Annotated in this window: 15 protein-coding genes; 5 read left to right on the top strand and 10 right to left on the bottom strand. The window is 64.2% G+C overall.

Going from position 1 to position 20,620, the window contains the following annotated elements:
• The first annotated feature begins 442 nt into the window (after positions 1-442).
• From VK98_RS17125 to VK98_RS17110, 4 genes are all read left to right on the top strand, one after another.
• Complete coding sequence (locus VK98_RS17125) at positions 443-1,012, top strand: fimbrial protein (RefSeq protein ID WP_048415181.1); 570 nt, start codon at positions 443-445, stop codon at positions 1,010-1,012.
• Between the two features lie 64 nt (positions 1,013-1,076).
• A complete protein-coding gene (locus tag VK98_RS17120; protein ID WP_048415180.1) occupies positions 1,077-1,808 on the top strand; it encodes a molecular chaperone in 732 nt (243 codons plus the stop codon).
• Between the two features lie 23 nt (positions 1,809-1,831).
• Positions 1,832-4,243 carry a fimbria/pilus outer membrane usher protein gene (locus VK98_RS17115; RefSeq protein WP_053077449.1) on the top strand — a complete coding sequence of 804 codons (2,412 nt, stop codon included), beginning with the start codon at positions 1,832-1,834 and terminating at the stop codon, positions 4,241-4,243.
• A gap of 175 nt (positions 4,244-4,418) precedes the next feature.
• Complete coding sequence (locus VK98_RS17110; RefSeq protein WP_082159098.1) at positions 4,419-5,411, top strand: fimbrial protein; 993 nt, start codon at positions 4,419-4,421, stop codon at positions 5,409-5,411.
• Between the two features lie 118 nt (positions 5,412-5,529).
• On the opposite strand, the gene VK98_RS17105 is transcribed toward VK98_RS17110, so the two are convergent.
• Both VK98_RS17105 and VK98_RS17100 read right to left on the bottom strand, forming a co-directional pair.
• On the bottom strand, positions 5,530-7,296 hold the full coding sequence (locus VK98_RS17105; protein WP_048415178.1) for a hypothetical protein: 1,767 nt from the start codon (positions 7,294-7,296) through the stop codon (positions 5,530-5,532).
• A gap of 65 nt (positions 7,297-7,361) precedes the next feature.
• Positions 7,362-8,387, bottom strand: a complete 1,026-nt coding sequence (locus VK98_RS17100; RefSeq protein WP_048415177.1) for a porin — start codon at positions 8,385-8,387, stop codon at positions 7,362-7,364.
• A gap of 886 nt (positions 8,388-9,273) precedes the next feature.
• Between VK98_RS17100 and VK98_RS17095 the strand changes: the two genes are divergently transcribed.
• Positions 9,274-9,588: a hypothetical protein gene (locus VK98_RS17095; RefSeq protein ID WP_048415176.1), complete on the top strand. Its 315-nt coding sequence runs from the start codon at positions 9,274-9,276 to the stop codon at positions 9,586-9,588.
• 88 nt (positions 9,589-9,676) lie between these two features.
• On the opposite strand, the gene VK98_RS17090 is transcribed toward VK98_RS17095, so the two are convergent.
• From VK98_RS17090 to VK98_RS17055, 8 genes are all read right to left on the bottom strand, one after another.
• Positions 9,677-11,917 carry a TonB-dependent siderophore receptor gene (locus VK98_RS17090; protein ID WP_082159097.1) on the bottom strand — a complete coding sequence of 747 codons (2,241 nt, stop codon included), beginning with the start codon at positions 11,915-11,917 and terminating at the stop codon, positions 9,677-9,679.
• A gap of 619 nt (positions 11,918-12,536) precedes the next feature.
• The gene (locus VK98_RS17085; RefSeq protein WP_048415175.1) at positions 12,537-13,529 is read right to left on the bottom strand and encodes a siderophore ABC transporter substrate-binding protein; all 993 of its coding nucleotides are present in this window, start codon (positions 13,527-13,529) and stop codon (positions 12,537-12,539) included.
• On the bottom strand, positions 13,526-14,308 hold the full coding sequence (locus tag VK98_RS17080; protein WP_048415174.1) for an ABC transporter ATP-binding protein: 783 nt from the start codon (positions 14,306-14,308) through the stop codon (positions 13,526-13,528). Before VK98_RS17080 ends, VK98_RS17085 begins: the two co-directional genes overlap by 4 nt.
• The gene (locus VK98_RS17075) at positions 14,305-15,255 is read right to left on the bottom strand and encodes an iron chelate uptake ABC transporter family permease subunit (RefSeq protein WP_048415173.1); all 951 of its coding nucleotides are present in this window, start codon (positions 15,253-15,255) and stop codon (positions 14,305-14,307) included. Before VK98_RS17075 ends, VK98_RS17080 begins: the two co-directional genes overlap by 4 nt.
• Entirely contained in the window at positions 15,252-16,196 is a 945-nt protein-coding gene (locus VK98_RS17070; RefSeq protein ID WP_082159096.1) for an ABC transporter permease, read from the bottom strand. Before VK98_RS17070 ends, VK98_RS17075 begins: the two co-directional genes overlap by 4 nt.
• A complete protein-coding gene (locus VK98_RS17065; RefSeq protein ID WP_048415172.1) occupies positions 16,193-17,962 on the bottom strand; it encodes an ABC transporter ATP-binding protein in 1,770 nt (589 codons plus the stop codon). The genes VK98_RS17070 and VK98_RS17065 overlap by 4 nt, the downstream gene beginning before the upstream one ends.
• Positions 17,956-19,749, bottom strand: coding sequence for an ABC transporter ATP-binding protein (locus VK98_RS17060; RefSeq protein ID WP_048415171.1), 1,794 nt, complete (start codon positions 19,747-19,749; stop codon positions 17,956-17,958). Before VK98_RS17060 ends, VK98_RS17065 begins: the two co-directional genes overlap by 7 nt.
• The gene (locus VK98_RS17055; protein WP_048415170.1) at positions 19,746-20,315 is read right to left on the bottom strand and encodes a sigma-70 family RNA polymerase sigma factor; all 570 of its coding nucleotides are present in this window, start codon (positions 20,313-20,315) and stop codon (positions 19,746-19,748) included. The genes VK98_RS17060 and VK98_RS17055 overlap by 4 nt, the downstream gene beginning before the upstream one ends.
• Positions 20,316-20,620 lie beyond the last annotated feature (305 nt).

Genomic DNA, 20,620 nt, shown 5'->3' with positions numbered 1-20,620 from the left:
GAGCAGGGTGCTGAGGTCCATGGGGCGATCCGTCGAACTATCCAAAATAAAAACACCCCCAAACCGGCCTTAGGCAAAGCACTCATGGCGACGGGCTGTGGCCAGGTCTGCGGATAAGTGCCGCGAGGCGTAATGAGGGTGGGATGACAAAATTTGAGCAAAACATTTTAGATAACCGGCACTTAGCGGACAATCCAATAAAATTGCCATTTTCACCAAACTGGCCAAAAGGACAGGTTGAAACTCTTATCAATCCCCTGAACGGCTTAAACCTTGTTTGGCGACATCAAAAAGTCCAAACAAGAAAAGTTATGGCTTGGTAAGAAAAGGTAAGAAGCACTCAAAGTCAGGCTAAAGACCTGAATTGAATGTGTTTTTATCATGCCGTCTCCACTCAAGGCCCAGGCCAAGCACCTGCGCGCCGCAACCACTGGAGACCACCATGAAACCAAAACACAGCCTGCTGGCCCTAGTGGCCGTCTTCGCCGCAGCGCTTCCGCTGGCGTCTCACGCCGCCGCCGTCACCCGAACCGGCACCATCAAGTTCACTGGCAAAGTCACTGCGCCCAGTTGCTCGGTAGACGGCAGCACAGCGATGGCTATTCCCGCTATTGATGTCGCTCTGGGCGAGATCTCCATGGACAAAGTGCAAGCCTTGGCGAGCAGACCCAGTCATTTCAAAGCGCACTCAATAAAAATTGCCTGCAAGGGAGCTACAAATTTGATCGTGTCTCTCAAAGCTAAAGACAGCACTCACACACTCCCAGGCCAAACCAAGATCCTGAAGAACACCGCCAGCGGCTCGCCGGCGGCTGGCGTTGGCATCGCGCTGTATCAGACGGGGAAGGCAACAAGCTATGACCTTGTATCTGGACAACTGCTGAACAAGCCCTCTCCAAGCGCAAGCGAAACCATAACGTTTGATGCCGCTTACGTTCAGGACCCGGCAGTTACCGCGATGACCGCCGGCCCCGTACAAGCCGACCTCCCCTTCGAACTGAGCTACGACTAAGCCCTAGCCTCCTCCACCCACAGCGGCGGGTTTCCCGCCGTTGTCTATTTTCAGGGCCTCCATCATGAAAATCCTGCTGCAAGCCGCCGGCTTGGCGGCCTGGCTCGCCATGTCCCACGCCAACGCCGGCATCAGCCTCAACGGCACCCGCGTCATTTTCGACGGCGCGCATCCGGAAGCCGCCGTCACCGTGCGCAACCACGGCGCGGACATCCTGGTGCAATCCTGGCTGGAAGCGCTGGACGGCGACAAGGCCGAGCTGCCCTTCGCCATCACCCCGCCGCTGACGCGGCTGCCGGCCGGGCAGGAGCAATTGCTGCGCATCCTCTACGCCGGCGCCGGCGCGTCCGATCAACGGGAAACCGCCTTCTGGCTCAATGTGCAGGAAATCCCGCAGGCCGCCGGGCAAGGCAATGTGCTGCAACTGGCGGTGCGCCAGCGCGTCAAGGTGTTCTACCGCCCTCCGGGCCTGGACGGCGACGCGCTGCAAGCGCCGGAACGCCTGCGCTGGCGGCTGCGGCGCGAGCACGGCAACAGCTGGCTGCAAGCGGACAACCCCAGCCGCTACCACGTGACCGTGACCGGCCTGAGCCTGCTCTCCGACAGCAAGTCCAAGGAGATCGGCCGCGCTCAAATGCTTGCCCCAGGCGCCGGCGGACAATGGCCGCTACCGGCCGATGCCGCCAACGACGCGCGGCTGCGCTACCACATCATCAACGACTTTGGCGCCAGCCAGGCTTTTGAAGCCCGGCTGCAAGGCTCTGCGTCCGTCCAGCCGCAGCGGCTGGAACCCTGATCCGGCTGCCGGTCCGCAACCCGATGAGAGCCCAAGCGCTTACGCCCCCAGCTCGCGGCGCGGCACGCCGTCTGGCCTGCGCCTGCTGGCTGATCGCCTGCGCACAGGCGCAAGCGGCGGACACGCCTGCCTTCAACACCCGTTTTCTGAAACTGGACGGGCAAGCGGCGGATCTCAAGGCAGTGCTGAGCGCCGGCAACGACATCCTGCCCGGCAGCTATCGCGTGGACATCCTGCTCAACCATCAACTGGCGGACCGCCGCGACATCCTGTTCCGCCAGCAGCCGGACGGCAAAGTCCGCCCCTGCCTGGACGCCGCGCTGCTGCGCAAGCTGGGCGTCAAACTGCCCGCGTCCCGTGCCGGCGACGAGGCCTGCGTGGACCTGCCCCGGCGCCTGAAACACGCGCAAGTACGCTACGACTCCACCCGGCTGCAACTTGAGCTCAGCGTGCCGCAAGCCCATCTGCTGCGCCGCGCCGACGGCTATGTCGATCCTGCGCTATGGGACGCCGGCGTCAACGCCGCTTACGCCAATTATCAATTCAGCAGCCAATACAGCCGGGGCCAGCATGGCCGCGCCAGCCGCCAGTGGTATCTCGGCCTGCAAAACGGACTCAATCTGGGCGACTGGCGGCTGCGCAACGACGCCACTCTCAGCTGGAATACGGGCCGCGCGACAGAGATGCGCAGCAACCGCACCGTGCTGCAGCGCGACCTCACCGCGCTGCGCAGCCAACTGGCGCTGGGCGAGCAATACACCGACGCCGTCTTGTTCGACAGCGTGCGCATTCGCGGCGCGCAACTGAGCCAGGACGAGGCCATGCTGCCGGACAGCGAGCGCGGCTACCGGCCAGTGGTCCGCGGCCAGGCCCAGAGCCAGGCCACGGTGGAAGTGCGCCAGAACGGCTATGTACTGCACCGCGCCGACGTGCCGCCCGGCCCGTTCGAATTCACCGACATCGCCCCCTCCGGCTCCAACGGCGAACTGGAAATCACGGTGACCGAAGCCGACGGCAGCCGCCGCGTCAGCCATCAAGCCTTCTCCAGCCTGCCGCTGATGCAGGCCCGAGGCCGCTGGAAATACCACGCCGCGCTGGGCCAGTACCAGGGCGGCGAGGCGGCCCGTCCCGCGCTGGCCGCCGGCGCGCTGGTTTACGGCCTCAGCGACGACGGCACGGTGGCCGCCGGCTTCCAGCTCTCGCCGCGCTTCCAGGCCGTCAAGCTGGGCCTGGGCGCCAACACCCCGCTGGGCGCGCTGTCGCTGGACCTGAGCCAATCCCTCAGCCACGCCCAAGGCGGGCGCAGCCAGGGGCAAAGCCTGCGCCTGCTATACCACAAGGCCCTGCCCAGCACCCAGACCCAATTCACCCTGGCCGCTTACCGCTACTCCACCGCCGGCTACCGCAGCTTCAACGATCACGCGGCGGACCTGGCCCAACGCGCCAACCAACACCGCGCGCGCGCTCGGGTGGACCTCAGCGCTCAACAACCCCTGGGCCGGGAGGGCCGCCGCGGCAGCCTTTATCTCAGCCTAAGCCGGCAGAACGATTGGGGCCGGCCCGGCGCCAGCCACAGCTTCAACCTGGCTTACAGCCATCGCTGGAAACAGTTCCACTACCACCTCAGCCTCAGCCGGAGCCGCGACAGCCACGGCCAAGGCGCCAGCCAGATCATGCTGGGCTTCAGCCTGCCGCTGGACAGCGGGCGACACGCCCCGCAGCTCAGCGCCCAGCTTGGCCGCAATGCGCTGCACACCAGCCTCAGCGGCCAATTGGGCGAGGCCGACAGCTACACCGTCTCCGTGGGCCGCGACAGCCAGAGCGACGCCAGCCTGAGCGCCAGCGGCGTCCATCAGGGCGACGCCGCGCAGCTGAGCGCCGCTTACAGCACCGCGCGCAACCATCAATCCGCCAGCCTGGGCGCCAGCGGCGCCGTCGTCGTCCACGCCGGCGGCGTCAACCTCAGCCGCGCCGTCGGCGACACCTTCGCCCTGCTGCAAGTGGACGGCGCCGCCGGCCTGAGCGGCAACGGCTACAGCGTGCGCGCGGACGCCCAGCCTTACCGCGCCAACAGCCTGAGCTTGGATAGCCGCCGGCTGGGCGCCGCGCTGGAACTGGAAGACGGCGTCAAGCAAGTGGTGCCGCGCCGCGGCGCGGTAGTGAAGGCCGTGTTCAAGGCGCGTAGCGGTCGTCGCGTTCAATTCAGCCTGCGTCGCCGCGACGGCGGCGCGGTGCCGTTTGGCGCCAGCGTGGAAGACGCCGCCGGCCAGCCGCTGGGCATCGCGGACCCGCAAGGCCGGACGCTGCTCTTGCTCACGCAGCCGCAAGGCCTGCTGGCCGTGAAATGGAGCGACGGCGGCTGCAGCGCTCGCTATAAGCTGCCGCCCGCCAAGCCGGGGCGGCATTACCTGCGGCTGGAGCTGCCCTGCCTCTAAGAACCTGTTTACGATCTGCTGCGCGTCGGCGATACGGCGTTGAAACCGAACTCAAGTGCTCATGTACCACGAGTACATTCCGCTTTTTCGCTAGTTTTCGCCTTGTCTCGCTCTAGCTCGCAAAATCGTAAATAGGTTCTACGCGCCGCGCTTAAGCAAAGAAAAGGATACCCAGATGAACACACCTCCTAACCGCCTACCGTTGCTGGCCTGCCTTGCCTTGCTATTGGCGCTGGGCAGTTGCAGCCGTCCAAGCCATGCCGATTGCAGGGTGGTTTCGTCGACCATCGTCCAGGCGCTCCCCGATCCCTTGGTGATTCCATACCTGGCGCCCGCCGGACATCTGATCGCCAGGGAGGTGCTGCAAACCAAGATCACATGCGACAGAAACAATGCCAACGGCCAACGCAACTGGTACGCCTTTTTGTCCTATGGCAATACCGACAACGACAGCTCATCTATTAGCGGCGTCAGAAAAACCCAAACTTCCGGCATCGGCATTCGCTGGATAAACAACAATACCCACTCCGGAAAATCTCAGACCTTCAGCACCACAAGTCTGAACAATGGCCGCACCAATCTACGCGGCATGCCCTTGCAAGGCACCGTCACCATTACCGACACTTTCGAACTGGTCACAACCGGCCCGGTGACATCTGGGCGGCTCAATCCGGAAAGCTATGCCGTCAACTACAAGAACAAGAAAGGCGGCGATCACGGACAGCCGCTCTACACCTACACCTTCAATCAGCCCGCCATCAGGGTGATCGGCTGCTCGTTCCGCAACGCCAGCCAGACCGTCCGCCTGCCCGACGTCAACACCCGCGACTTCGCCGGCGCCGGCCGCGCCGGCGATAAGCCGTTCAACATCGGCCTGGACTGCGCGCCCGGCACCAGCGTCCGCGCCAAGCTGAGCGACGCCAACGCGCTCGGCGCCGCCGGCACGCTGCTGAGCATCGCCGGCGGGCCGGACAGCGCCCAGGGCATTGGGCTGGAGCTGCAACGCCAGGGCGAAACCGGCGCTTATACGCTGGGCACCGAATTCACCACCCTGGCGGCCAGGCAACAGCACGCGCTGCCCATGGTGGTGCGCTACGCAGCCAGCGGCCCCGCCATCCGGCCCGGCCTGGTCAATGCCGAGGCCACCGTGGAGTTGAGCTTTGATTGAACCGCCAGTTAACGCGACAAGGCCGGGCATCACGCCCGGCCTGGAAACGCGACGCGGCGGCTTCAGTCCTTCAAACTTCAGCGGATACCGCGCCGGAACCCGCTCCTTGATGAAGTGCTTAGCGTCGCGGCCACGGTTTGGCCGGCGCGCCTAGCACCGGCTTGCCCAGTAGAGGGCTGGATAGCGCGTAAGCGCCGTTTTCGGTAAACGCCCAGATGATGTTGCGATCGTACTCGGTGTAAATCGCCAGCACGCCTTTACCAAGCGTGTATTCCGGCAGTTCGGTTTCATCGGCCAGCGCAGGAACGAAATAACCGGCAATGCTGGGCTTGGCGGGGTTTCTGACATCGAAAATCTGAACCCCGGCGTTATAAAACGAGTAAGGCAGCACACCCTGGCGCCAGGTATCGGGCTGGCCGATCGCATTCGCCCGCTTAGGTCCGAAATTGCCTCCGCGCTGGCAAAAGCTGGTGAACGCTGCGCCCGCGGGTACCACGGGCTGCGGCAGTTTTGTCGCCACCTTCATACGCGACGGATCACGCGCATCGACAACAAAGATATCCTTGTAGGGCTCGTAGCAATCCCGATTCATCGGATAGCCGCTGGTGAATACGAAGCCGGTGCGCGCGTACTGGCTGACATCGGCGTTGTCGAATTCCGTGCCGGCAAAGCTGGGCGGCGTATTGACGTTGCCTAGCACCTTGGGCTTGGCCGGGTTGGATAGATCAAACGCGTACAGGCCGAGGCCGCCCATCGCGCCGAAGCCGATCTTGCCGCCGTTTTCCAAGGGCTTGGGCAGGAAAAGGGGAATCCGCGCCCCCATCCACGAGGTGCGGTTGCCGGCGCGCGGGTTCATCAGATAGGCCTGTTCATCGGCCGGCTTGCCAAGAATCTGCCCCGGCACGGATATCTGGGAAATAAAGACCGGCTTCGCCGGATCAGACATGTCCCAAACCTGGTAGCCCGGCGAGTAGAGGTAGTTGGGGTACTCGGTCAAACCGTAGCTATCGTCGGGCGCGGCCGCCAATATCATGTACTTGCCGCCGTAGTACTCGGGCGCATCGAGCGAGCCGGAGCCCTGCTGCTGTCCGATAGGCGCATCGGGATGCGTGTAGTCGGTAGTGCGAGTGGCCAACAGCCGCCATTGGTGTGGCAACGGCCCATCCATGGCGAACACCTTGAAACCTTTCAGCGAGTTGTAGCGACGCTGCGCGGCCACCTTGTCGGCCTGCTCGCTCTTGTCCGTCATCAGACCGTAGCGGCCGATTTCGAAAGACGCGACCAGCACCGGTTTACCCAGCTTCTTGCTCCAGGCGATGGTGGCTCCGCCCAGGTAGTCCTGGACATTGTCCGCGTCGAACTTCTCGCTTGGACCTTTCGGCCCCCACACGCCGCCCCGAGAAAAGACGACCCGGCCTTTTGCGGGATCGGTCACGTCCATGATCCGCAGGTAATCTCGATCATGAATATAAAGGTAACGGCGTCCGTCGAAGTCGGCGATATTGTTCCAGGCATGGAAAGGCGAACCGACGCCGGGATAAAAAGCCAATACCTCCATATTCTTGGCGAAGCTCTTCTTGTCCCAGCTGGTCATCTCACCCGGAAACCGTTGCCCTTCATGCTGCTCTGGCGTGGCCTTCGGCCAGACGAATTGGCCGGTCGCGGGGTCCATCCCGTAGTCTACGCCCGGCTTGAGGGGCACAGGCCGGCGTTCCGGCGTCAGACGCAGCCAAGCGGCGACGTGAGGATCCTGCGCCTTGGGCGTGCCGGGCGTCGCTGGCGCGGCCAGGGGCGTCTGCGCCCCGGTCGGGCTTGCCAGCAATGACAGGGCGAACGCCGCCATAGCGCAGGGCAGGGTCAAACCATGATTTCGTGTCTTGTTCATTTTCTCTCTCCTTATGGTTGTGGGAGCCCGGCGCCGCCGAGCCTGAGACAAGAACTCGATCGCCATCAAAAGCCGTGGCGCAATCCAAGCTGCACGCCGCTGCTCGGCGCGGGATGACTGGAGAAGGTTACCGGGTAAGCAATCGCCGCCTGGCGTTTGGCGATGACTCGCGCGTAATTCAGGTAGGCGTCGGTACGCTTGGTGAAGCGATAGGCGTAGCCAACCACCATGCCGTCCGCGTCGGACAAATCGGCCTGCTCGGCATCCTTGCGGTGAACATGGCTGCCAAAAAGGCTGTTGCGCTCGTTCACCTGATAACGCACGCCGATCTGCCGGTCCCAACCTTTGCTCTGGAAGGCCGTGTACGGCGGGTACGCGTAATACCCGTCATAGCGGTGGTAGATAAAGGTGGGCTCGAGGTCGCCAAAACGGTAGGTCAGCGCCAAATAGTGATCGCGCGCCGTCAGAATCGTCTTGGAACCAACGGCAAGGCTCTTGGTGTTGCTCAGATCACTGACCAAGCCGGCATAGAAAGGGCCATTGCGGTAATCAATGCCGGCGCTCAGGTAGCGGCCGTTGCGGCTGCCGTCTTCGGCCCCGGCGGCATACATGAAACGGCCCTGCACGCCTCCCATGCGCGGCGTGTCGTAGTTGATTGAATTGCTCTCGCGATAAGGCCCATAGAAGAACTGCATATTGTTGACCATGCTGTAATTGGCGGACCAGCTTGGGTCCGCATAACCGGCAACCCAGTACGACGGCGTATGCTGGCGGCCCAAAGTCAAGGAACCATAGGGGCCGGTCATGCCGATGAACGATTGCCGAGTCGCAGCGCCGTCGCCGGAACTGGCGTCAAATTGCACCTCATAAGCAAAAAACGCTTTCCAACCATTGCCCAGGGTTTCCGAAGCGCTGAACATCAGCCGGGAGGAGTTCAAGCCGCCGCTGGAAATCCGTTGGACGGCACCTTGCTCCGAAGAAACTCTTTCTATATTGAGATCGATCCAACCGGAAATGGTCAAACCATCGTCGGCGTATGCATACGCATCCGTCAGCAGCGCTCCAGCTGCAACAATTCCTCTTATCTCCATGGCGTCTCCTCTTTTTTGGATTTTATTTAACTGTTCGCTTGCGCCGCCGAATCAGTTCGCCGTTAAAACCTGTTTTCCTAGCGCTCCATTCTCACTCTCCTAAAATTAAGTGTTGCCCATAAAAACAAAGCAACCCTTTATTAACAGAATCGCCTCTTCGCATCACGGCTTAATAAGAAGACATAAAACTTAACCGAGAAGCGCCGTCAATAAATACTCTGCCCACACGCTTATCCCAATGTCAATAACTTGCAAACTCGATAACAAGCTCATTTTTCATCTGCCTATTCTTTGCCATTCACCATTATTCAAAAGGGTTATACCGCAGCACAATAAAGTTATTGCAACACAGATCAAAAATACTAAAGTCATCTAAAGTCGATGTCACATTACCCGGTTGAGCATGCCTTAGCGTGATAACGCTATAACACCGCTTTCCTTATATTCGCTAGCCGCCTCCTTGCTTTGACAAGCGCAAAAAATCACCAATGGCATATAAAAATCCTCTGACTCCATTCCGCGTTTACTTCAGCTTCTCAAGCTAGTATCCCTCTTGCCTATGCACTAAAACCGCCAGAACCAAGGTGATGGAAATACGCAACATGGCGAAAATAAACTTTTGCTCTCTAGCCGCCAAATTCGCACATTGGCGTTTTCATCTTCCCAGGCCACACACTCAAAACAACACAAGCTCTGCCTTGACGCTCCCGCCTTCCCCACTCAGGCTGCCATGCGCCGCGCCCAACAGCGCGGCCATGAGCCTGCCCACGCCCTCCGCGCGTGCCATGCAGGCATTCCTAAAGCAGATGTTTGTGGAGTTCATAATGAAGATATTTAATTTCCGCCGGCAGTCCCCCGCTCACGCCCCTCTCCGGGAGGACCGACCATGAACGCCAACACCGCCCCGGCCTTGCTGCAACTGCAAGACCTACTGCAAGAACTGCGCGCCAACGCCCAGGGCCGGCCGGAACTGGAGGCCTTGTGCCAAAGCCTGGACCGCCGCTATCTGGAGGTGGACGAGGGCCTGACCCGCAGCGTGCTGCGCTTTCACTCCGCCACCCAGAGCTTGCAGGCGCTGATGTCCTTATTGCTGAGCTGTCCGGAAAACAAGACGCTGAACTGCGATCAGATCGTGGCCTTGCTGGAACCGGTGCGCCAGGAGCTGCAAGCCGGCCATAGGCTGATTTGCGAAGTGATGTAAACGCGACAACGCCGCGGCGAAAGCCGCGGCGTCGGTCAAACGCCCCGCATGGCCGGCAGGGAAGGCTCAAAGTCCGCGAAGCGGATGCTTAGAACGACAAGGTGCCGGACAGCAGGAAGGTGCGCGGCGCGCCCAGGCCGCCGGACAAGCCGCTGCCGTCGCCGCCGCTCCACGAACCCACCCAGTAGGCGCGGTTGGCGACGTTCTGCACCGCGGCGCGCAGGGTGATTTCCTTGGAGGCCAGCTTGGTGGTGTAGCGCGCGCCCAGGTCAAACGTGGTGTAGGACGGCAAGGACAGCTGGTTGTTGTCGCGGACGAAGCGCTCGCCCACGTACTGGACGTTGCCGGTGGCGGTCAGGCCCGGCAGGGCGGCGATGTCGTATTCCACGCCCAGCTTGGCCATCACCTTGGGCACGCCGGTGGCCTGCTTGCCCAGATGCGCCGGATCCAGCGCCTTGGTCAGCTCGGCCCTGGTGTAGGACGCGCCGCCCATCAGCCGCAGACCGCGGCTGGGCTCGCCCCAGAAGCTCCACTCCAGGCCGCGGTTGCGCTGCTCGCCGTACACGCCGAAGACATTGCTGTCCGGGCTGGTGTAAGCGCTGGGCCGGGCGATCTGGAACAGGCTCAGGCTGTGGGTGAGGCTGCCCCAGTCCAGTTTGGCGCCCAGTTCGTACTGCTCGGTCTGATACGGCTGCAGGCTTTCGCCGGCGTTCTTGGCCGTGTCCGGCGCCACGCCGCCCTGGTTCAGACCCTGGATGTAGTTGCCGTAAACCGAGAGCTGGTCCGATAGCTTGACCAGCAAGGCGGTGGCCGGGGACCAGCGGCTCTGGTCATAGTTGGCGGTTTGCGCGCCGGCGGCGTCGTAGTTGCTGCTCTGCACGTTCTGACGCCGCGTGCCCACCGTCCACTGCACCTTGCCGTCCATGAAGGAGAGGGTGTCCACCAGGGCGATGCTGCCCAGCTTGTCGTGAACGCTCCGGCCCATGAACCGGAACGCCGGCTTGGAGCCGAAGGACGGCGCGTAGTAATTGGTGATGAAGGGGGCGCCCATTCCATCCCGGTAGCTGCGCTCCGAGGTGAAGCGCGTGGCCGCCAGCGACCACTTATGCTGAATCTTGCCGGTGTCGAAGTGACCGCGCACGCCGGCCTCGCCGGATTTCTGAGTGCCCTCGTTCACCAGGCGGTAGACGCCCACGCTGAGATCGCCGGCGTTGTTGAGCAGGGTGTCGCGCGTGATCGTGGCGTCGAAATCCGCCTTGCGATGGCCATAAGCGCCGTACAGGGTCAGCGCGTCGCTCAGCTCGTACTCGCCGCGCAGCAAGGCCACCTGAGTGGTGTTGGTATTGGTGGCCCAATCCGGCGCCAGCTGGTAATCGCCCTTCTTGGGCGTGGGCAGCTGGGTCACGCCCGGGGCGATGGAGAAGATGCCGAAGTAATTGATGCCGTCCATCTTCTCGCGCTGGTGGTAGAGATCCAGCGAAACGCGGGCGCGCTCTCCGCGCCAGTCCAGGCCCAGCGAGGCCAGGTTCATCCCCTGTTTCTGCTTGTCCACCGCGGTGTCGCCGTTGCGGTAAACGCCGTTGAAGCGCACGCCCCATTGCTGCCTGTCGCCAAAGCGCCGGCCCGCATCCACGTGCACGCCGGGCATATTGTCGGATTCATAAGTCGCGGTGATGGAGGTCAGCGGCGCATTGCCCGCGCGCTTGGGCACGATGTTGACGCTGCCGCCCAAGCTGCCTTCCGGCGGCATGCCGTTGAGCAGGGTGGACGGCCCCTTCAGCACTTCCACCCGCGCCGCCATCTCGGTGGAGCCGCGCAGATTGGGCGCCATGCCGATCAGGCCGTTGAAGGTGATGTCGTTGGCGGAGGTGGAGAAGCCGCGGATATTGAATTTCTCGAGGATGGTTCCCTTGCTGGCCACGTGGACCGAAGGGTCGGCGGCGCCGATCAGCGCGCCTATCTCGCGCGCCTGCTGGTTGGCCACATAGTCCTCGGTGTAGCTGATGGTGCTGAACGGCGTATCCATCACGTCCAGATTGCCCAGCACGCCCACCCGGCTATCGGTGGCCAGCTGGCCGCCGGCGTAGACGCGGCGGCCTTGCACCACCACCGGCTCCAGCCGTTCCGGCGCGCCGTTGCCGGCCTGGGCCTTGGCCGGCGCGGCGTCCGTGCCTTGCGCCAGCGCGACAGGAGCCAAGGCCATGCCGCCAAAGCCCACCATCAGGGCCAGATGGGTGGCGGCGCGGAGCGTGTTCAGGGGGAAGGCGGCTTGCGGCGCGAGTCGGCGTGTAGTTGATATCGGTGAGGCCGACCGTTTCTGACTCAACATCCAAGTTCCTTTCTACGTGAGGAGATTGTTTCACTTCACTATGTATTCCGAAGCAAAGTGCCAAACCCTCAAATAGAAATGAAAATCATTTTTGATAGCACATCGTCAAGTCAACTCGCCCCCGGCTTGGCGCTTGTTCAACGTCTCGCGAGCAAGAGCAAAAACCGTTGAGAAAGCGGAATGTGCAAGGGGTACGAACATTTCGAATGCGCTGCTCGCCGCGCCGCGCCTCACGACGCGCAGCGGATCATGAACAACTAGTTTCAAGAGCTACCTTGGTGAACATAGAGGCCACTGGTGGGTATCGCCTACGGCTCCTCCCACCCTACACAGGCTTGCTCGTCATCAGTAGGGTGGGAAGAGCGCGGCGATACCCACGTGGAAATCTCTTGAAGGGCCGGGACGCATCGGCTGCGCGGTTTTCCGTGTACCGCGCTGGATTTCAAAACACGGCAACAAAGATCGTAAACCGGCTCTCAGAACGTGTTTACGATCTCGCGAGCTAAGGCGAGACAAGGCGAAAACGGCTGAGAAAGCGGAATGTACAAGTGGTACATGAGCATTTCGAAGGCGTTTTCAACGCCGTATCGCCAACGCGCAGCAGATCGTAAACCGGCTCTCAGCCGCGGTAGCCCTTGATCACCTCATCCCCAATCCGGTTCAGGCAGCTCAGGCTGGCGGTGCACAGATACCAGGTTTCCGCGTCAGCGAAGATCACCTTGCCCTTGCGCCAAGCCTTGGTCTGCCGCAACAGCGGGTTGTCCAGGGTTTTGAGATTCAAGGCCGGGCGCCGCTCCATCACCGCGGTGCGGTCTATCACGTACAGAATGTCCGGGTCCGCCTGCTGGATGAATTCATTGGAGATGGGCTGGCCGTGCAGGCCGCTGCTGGTCTCCTTGCTGGCCGGCTTCACCCCCAGGGTGTCGAAGATGTAGCCGTAACGCGAGCGCACGCCGTAGGAGGTGAAGGCCCCGTTGTTGTGCAGCACGATCAGCGCCTTTTCCGGGCGTCCCTCGGTCACCGCGCGCACCTGCTTGATCTTGGCGTCGATCTCGCCGGCTTTTTCACGCGCCAGCGCTTCCTTGCCCAGAATCCGGCCCAAGGTCAGCAAATGCTCCTTGGCCGTGTCCAGGGTATGGCCGGGGCGGTTGTTGAGGTCGATGTCGTAATGCAGCGTCGGCGCAATGCGGCTCAGCTCCGGATAGCTTTGCGCCTGCAGCGGCGAGATCAGGATCAGGTCCGGCTTGAGCGCGTGCAGCCGCTCCAGATTGGGCTGGATGGTGGTGCCCACGTCCATCACCTTGGGGTCCTGCTCGTACTTCTTCAGGAAGCCGGCCACATAATCCTTGGAGATGCCGGCCACCGGCGCGCCCAGCTGGTCCAGCGCGTCCAGCTCGCTCATGTCGAAGGCCACCACCCGCTCCGGCCGCTTGTTGATCTGCGTGGTGCCCAGCTCGTGCTTGACGGTGACCGGGGCGTAGGCGGCCTGGGCCGCCGGCGCGGCGGCGGCCGCTTCCGGCACGGTCTGTCGGGCGTCGCAGCCCAGCAGACCGCCGGCCACGGCCAGCGCCAGCAGGGCCGCGCGCGCGCGCGGCTTCTTATCGATGCTCATACGGTTTCTCCAGAGGGTGAGGGGTTGAAGTAATTGCAGACGAAGCCGCGCTCGCTGGGCAGGATGTCCACGGCCAGGCCGTAGAGATCGCGCAGCCGCGCCTGGGTGACCACCTCGGCCACCGGGCCGCTGCCGTGCACGGCGCCCGCCTTCATCGCGACGATGTGGTCCGAGTAATTGGCGGCGAAGTTGATGTCGTGCACCACCAGGATCACGGTGCGGCCTTGCTCCTCGCTCAGCCGGCGGATGGCCTGCATGATGTGCACCGCGTGCTTCATGTCCAGGTTGTTGAGCGGCTCGTCCAGCAGCAGGTAGTCGGATTGCTGGGCGATGCACATCGCCAGAAAGGCCATCTGCCGCTGGCCGCCGCTAAGCTCGTCCAGATAGCGGGCGCGCAGCGGCTGCAGGCCCAGAAAGGCCAGCGCCTCGTCCACCGCCAGGCGGTCGTCCCGGCTCAGCAGGCCCTGGCTGTAGGGAAAGCGGCCGAAGCCCACCAGCTCCTCCACCGTCAGCCTCAGGCCGATATTGGGGTGCTGGCGCAAGGTGGCCACGCGCTTGGCGTAGCCGCGCAGCGGAATCCGCTCTATCTCCTCGCCGTCCATCAGGATGCGTCCGGCGCTGGGCTTCAGCAGCCGGGCGATGGACATCAGCAGCGTGCTCTTGCCGGCCCCGTTGGGGCCGATCAGCGAGGAGACCTGCCGGGAGGGGAAGCTGAGATTGACGTCGCGCAGCACCTGTTTGTCGCCGTAGGCTTTGTAGACGCGCTCAAGCGTGATCATGCATGTCCTCTGCTACGCACCATCAGCGCCAGGAAATAGGCGCCGCACACCAGGTTGACCAGGATGCTGACGGTGGTTTTGTAATTGAACAGCTGCTCCACCAGCAGCTGGGCAGCAATGAAGATGGCGATGGCGATGGCGCAGGCCAGCGGCAGCGTGACCCGGTGCCGGAAGGTGCGCGCCAGCGTGTAGCTGATGTTGGCGACGAAAACCCCCATGAAGGCGGTAGGCCCCACCAGGCTGGTGGACACCGCCACCAGCACCGCGATCAGCGCCAGCTGCGCGCGCACATTGGCGGGGTAGTCCACGCCCAGGGAAACCGCCTGCTCGCGCCCCAGCAGCAGCACGTCCAGCACCGCCAGCCGCCGGCTCACCAGCCAGGCCGCGGCCGCGGTCAGCAGCGCGGCGAACAACAGCGCGCCGGGCTGGACCCGGTTGAAGGAGGCGTAGCTGAAGCCCTGCAGGATGGCGAACTCGCCCGGGCTGGTCTTGAGCTGGATGAACTGGGTGAAGGTGCCCAGCACCATGGTCAGCACCAGGCCGGTCAGCAGCAGCAGGTAGAGATCCTTGCGCTCCTTGCGGAACAGCGCGCGGTGGATGGCCCAGGAATAGGCCAGCATCACCGCGATGGACAACAGCGCGTTGCCGTGGCGGCCCAGCAGCGCCAGGCTTTGCGCGCCCAGCGCCATGACCAGCAAGGACTGCAACAACAGATAGATCGCCTCGTAGCCCATGATAGCCGGGGTCAGGATGCGGTTGCCGGTCAACGTCTGGAAGGTCAGCGCGGACACGGCGATGCAGACCCCGGCCACCACGATGGCGGCCAGGCGCAGCAGCCGGTTGGGTATCACGTAATCAAAATCCAGGCCAGAGCCCAGCAGCAGGAACGCGAGCGCCAGCGCCGCCGCCAGCGCCCAGACGCCGCGGCGGATCAGGGCGTCCCTCATTTGTGCTTCCATAGAATCATCATCAGGAACAGGACGCCGCCCACGCTGCCCGCGGTCAGGCCGATGGGCACTTCGAACGGGTAGATCAGCAGGCGGCCGATGATGTCGCAAACCAACATCAACAAGGCGCCGCAGGCGGCGACGATGGGCAGCGTGCGCTGCAGGTTTTCGCCCCAGCGCAGCGCCACCAGATTGGGAATCACCAGGCCGACAAAGGGAATCGCGCCCACGGTGATGACGGTGGCGGCCACCGTCACCGCCACCAGCACCAGGCCCAGCGCCGCGGTGGCCGCGTAGCTCAGGCCCAGGCTGGCGGCCATTTCCTCGCCCATGCCCAGCACGGTGAAGCGGTGGGCGTAGCAATAGGCCAGCGCGACGATGGGCAGGATCAGGTAGACGATCTCGTAATTGCCTTCGACGATCTTGGAAAAATCGCCCAGCAGCCAGCCCTGCATGCTTTGCAGGATGTTGTGGCGATAGGCGTAGAACTCGGCCACGGCGCTGAGCACGCTGCCATACATCAGCCCTATCACCGGCACCAGCACGGTGTTCTTGAACTGGATGCGGCGAATGATGGCGATGAAGACCAGGCTGGACGCGAAACAGAAGGCCAGCGCGAACAGCATGCGCCCCAGGTTGCCGGCCTCCGGGACCAGGCTCAGCCCCACCAGGATGCCCAGTTTGGCCGCGTCCAGCCCGCCGGAGGTGGCCGGCTCCACAAAACGGTTGCGCACGATCTGCTGCAGAATCACCCCGCACACCGCCAGCCCCACCCCCACCAGCAGCAGCGCCGCCAAGCGCGGCAGCCGGCTGGCGGTGAGGGTCAGCCAGCTGTCGTCGGACAGGGCCAGCGGCCCGGTCCAGGCCATCTGCTTGGCCCCCACCATCAAAGACAGGCCGCTGCAGGCCAACAGCAGTAGCGGCAAGGCGAGTCGTTTCAAGACAGCGCCTCTGCGGCCGCCGCCGCGGTGATGCGCCAGCCCTTGGCGCTTCTGCGCTGCTCCAGGAAGTGGGCGTAGAGGCCGGAGCGCGCGCTCAGCTCGGCATGACTGCCTTGCTCGCGCACCTTGCCGTCCTCCAGCACCACGATCTGGTCCGCCATCTCCACCGTGGACAGCTGATGGGCGATGACGATCAGGGTGCGCTTGCCGCGCAGCCGCGCCAGCGCCTGGGCGATGGCGGCCTGGTTCTCGGTGTCCAGCGCCGCGGTGGCCTCATCCACCAGCAGGATGGGCGCGTCCTTGATCAGCGCCCGCGCAATGGAAATGCGCTGGCGCTCGCCGCCGGACAGCCGCGCGCCGCCCTCGCCCACCGGGGTGTCCAGGCCCTGCGGCAGCCGTTCGATGATTTCCTCCACGCCGGCCAGCCTGGCCGCCGCCAGCACTTCGGCGTCGCTGGCGTCCGACTTGCCGATGCGGATGTTGTCGCCGATGCTGCCCTGGAACAGATAAGCGTCCTGGAAGATCTGGCTGATCTGGCCGGCCAGCCGCTCGCTGGACAGATCGCGGACATCCACGCCGCCCACTTTCACCTCGCCCTGGTCCACGTCGAAGAAGCGGGCGATCAGGCGCAGCACCGTGGTTTTGCCGGAGCCGGACGCGCCCACCAGCGCGGTCATGCTGCCCGGCTCTATGCGCAGGCTGAACTCGCTCAACACCTGCGCCTGTTCCGGCCCATAGCGGAAGCCCACCCGGTTCAACTCCACCGAGGCGTCCGCCGGCGCGCCGGAACGGGCCGGCTCCGCCATCGGCTCCACCTCGAACAGCTTGGCTACCGCTTGCAGCTGGCCGCGCGCGCCGCGCAGCACCTCGCTATAGCCGGCCACATCCAGCAGCGGGTCGATGAAGCGGCTCATCAGCATCAGCGCCACCAGCGCCGGCACCACCGTGGCCGGGCTCAGGCCCAGGCCGGCGTGGTCGCTCAGCCACAGCGCGGCCACCAACAGCAGCGCGGCGAAGCTGGCCTGCACCGCCCAGACATTGAGTACCGAGGACAGCGCCGACAGCCGGATCAAGCGCCGGCCGGATTGCTGCTGCTGGGCGATGGCCTGCTCCAGAAAACGCGTGCCGCCGCTTTCGCCGTTGAAGGCGCGCAACACGGATTGCGCCTGCGCGAACTCCACCATGCGCTGGCTGCTCTGGGCGGTGCTCTGCTGGTAAGCCTGGTCCGCGCGCTGGCTCAGCCGCGCGGTCAGCCAAAACACCAGCAGCAGGCAAGGCAGGCTAGCCAGCCCCACCCAGCCCATCAGCGGGTTGACGGCGAACAGCGCACCCAGCACCACCACCGGCGTCACCGCGCCGACGAACAACGGGGTGAACACATGGGCCGGCAGCTGGGCCATTTCCATCATGCCCTGGGTGGCGATGTGGTTGAGCCGGGCGGTGTTGCCGGCGCTGAACCAGCCCACCGGCAGGCTGCCCACATGCTCGGCCAGCCGGTGGCGTCCGCCTTGCAACACGGCGATGCCGACGGCGATGCCGGCTTTTTCCACCTTGCGCCGCAGGCCCCAGCACAGCGCCACGCCCAGCGCCTGCGCCGCCAGCCACACGCCGGCCTCGCGCGCCTCGCCGGCCAGCAGATGGCTGAGCACCGGCGCCAGCATCACGATGGTCACGCCGCACAGCAGGCTGTAGATCAGCGCCAGCCACGCGTAGCGGCGCAATTTGACCGCGTCGTCCCCCAGCAGCCGAATAAAAGTCTTCAACATTGCGGCACCAATCCTTCCTGTTCTGCTTCTCCGGTCTTGTCGTAATGGCCCTGCGCCCACAGCCGCGCGTAGCAGCCGCCCTGCGCCAGCAGCTCCTGATGGCGGCCGCGCTCGATCAGCCGGCCCTTGTCCACCACCAGGATCTGGTCCGCCTGCATCACCGTGTCCAGCCGGTGGGCGATCACCACCAGGGTGCGGCCGCGGGCGAAGGCGGACAGCGCCTGCTGCAGCTTGACCTCGTTTTCCGCGTCGGCCGCCGCCGTCGCCTCGTCCAGCACCAGCACCGGCGGGTTCAACAGCACCGCGCGGGCGATGCTCATGCGCTGGGCCTCGCCGCCGGAGAACTGCACGTCTTCGCCGATCACCGAGTCGTAGCCGCGCGGCAGGCTGAGAATGCGCTCATGGATATTGGCGGTGCGCGCGGCGTCTTCGATCTCCGCCTGACTGGCCGAAGGCCGGCCCAGCGCTATGTTGTCGCGCACGCTGGCGTGGATCAGGCGCACGTCCTGCAGCACGAAGCCGATGCGCCGGTACAGCTCCGCGCTGTCCAGCTGCCGCAGGTCCACGCCGCCCAGGGTGATGCGCCCGGCGCTGGGGTCGAAGAAGCGCAGCAGCAGCCGCGCCAGCGTGGACTTGCCGGCGCCGGAGGGGCCGACGATGGCCGTCACCGTGCCCGGGGCCAGCGTGAAATCGATGCCGGACAGCACCGGCTCCTGCTCGGAATAGCCGTAGCTCAGTCCTTCCACGCGGATCTCGGCGTCGGCCGGCTGCGCCGTGCCGGCGGCGGTTTCCAGCACCGGGGTCTGCAGCAATGCGTGCACGCGCTGGGCCGCGCCGGTGGCGTGGTTCAGGTCATGGGTGATGTAGCTCAACATCAACAGCGGCGAGCTCAACCCCGGCGCCACCAGGGCGAAGGGCAGCACGTCCACCGGGGCGATCCAGCCCAGGCCCACCATCAGCGCGCCGAAAGCCAGCACCACGCCCAGCACCGACACCGGCGCGATGATGGCGTTGGCGTTGGCCATGGCGCTGACCAGCGGCCGGGTGAAATCGGTGAAGGCGCTGGCGAAGGCGTCTATCGCCGCGCGGTAGCTGCCGTGCGCCTTGTGCTGCGCGCCAAAGGCCTTGACCACCGGAATGCCGTTGACGAACTCCACCACCGCGTTGTTGATGCGCGCCATGCCCGCGCCAAAGCTCTCCATATTGGCCGCGCTGGCCTTGTGCGCCCGCGTGAAGAACAGGAAGAACAGCGGAAAGGGCAGCAGCGAGGCGATGGCCATCCGCCAATCCATCGCAAACAGATAGACGATGGACGCCAGCACCGCGCCCACGCTGCGCCCCAGCGTGGTGTAGAAGTGGGCGGTCAGGCTGTGCAGGGTGCCGATATCGTCGTGCATCGCCTGCTTGACCTCGCCCGAGGCGCGGCTGGTGAACCAGCCCAGCGGCACCCTGGCCAGCCGGCGGGTGATGGCCCGCCGCAGCAGGCCGGTGATGCGGTTGTCCGCCAGGTGGGCCACCACGTCGCCGGCCAGGATCAGCGTCATGCCGGCGAACAGGCAGAGCAGGCTCAGGCCCACCTCCCGCCACAAGGCGTCGCCGCCCAGCGCGGCCGCGCCCTGGCCCAGCGCCAGCTGCGCGATATGGGCGACGCCGGCCAGCGGCGCCAGGCTCAGCATGGAACCCAGGCCCGCCAGCAGGCCGGCGGCGATCAGCCGGCCGCGTATCGGCGCCAGCACGCGGGCGATAGGCCCGGCGGCCTCTCCCAAAACCTCTTCCTCAACACTCATGACAACTCCTCTACGACACGGATTAATGGATGTTGCTTGCACGCGCCCGGCCCCAGGCCGGCCTCCACGCTGCGGCGGCAGGCCTGCAGGCCGAGCGCGACGTATTTCTCCACCGACGACACCGACACCTGCAGCTCCGCGGCGATGTCGCCGTAGCTCATGCCGTTGAGCCGGGACAACAGCAGCGCCTGGCGCACCTTGAACGACTTGCCCATCAGCGCCAGATCCACCCCCTTGATCTCCTCCTTCAGCAGCGCGCGCGCCTCTTCAGACTGCGCGCGCGGCTCCGGCTGCTGGGCCTGGCTTTCCAGATAGCTGGCCTCCAGCCGGCGGCGGCGCAGCAGGTCTATCACCTTGCCCTTGGCGATTTGCGCCAGGTGGCAACGCGATTCGTCCGCCGGCGGAATCCGCCCTTTCTTGATCAGGTGCAGGTAAATGTCGTGGGCCAGGTCCGTCGCATCGTTCGGATTGCCCAACTTGCGCTGCAGCAAGCCGCACAGCCAGCCGTGGTGATCCAGGTACAAGCTCTGCAATTGCGACTGAAAAGTGATCGGGCCATTGTCCACGCCCCTCTCCTTTTCACTTGTATTTGCAAATGATAATCATTTTTATTATTATCACCGACATTGTCAATACGTCATACATGACGCGATCACACAATGTCTTTTGCATGAGTTATGCCGAAAAGCCAGTTTACGGCCGCCGGACATGACGCATAAGCGGCATTGGCGTCGATTGACCCATGACTCAAACGGCCGGAATTCAACGCGCCGTCCATGCCGTAGACATCTCATCGCAAGCACCAGCCGCACACATTCCCAGGGCCGTCATCCCCCCGACGACGCGCCCTGTTGGCCGGCGACCGTCAAAC

The organism is Chromobacterium sp. LK11 (assembly GCF_001043705.1).
Lineage (GTDB): Bacteria > Pseudomonadota > Gammaproteobacteria > Burkholderiales > Chromobacteriaceae > Chromobacterium > Chromobacterium alkanivorans.
The sequence above is the reverse complement of the archived record's forward strand: the minus strand, read 5'-3'. Positions and strand labels throughout refer to the sequence as shown.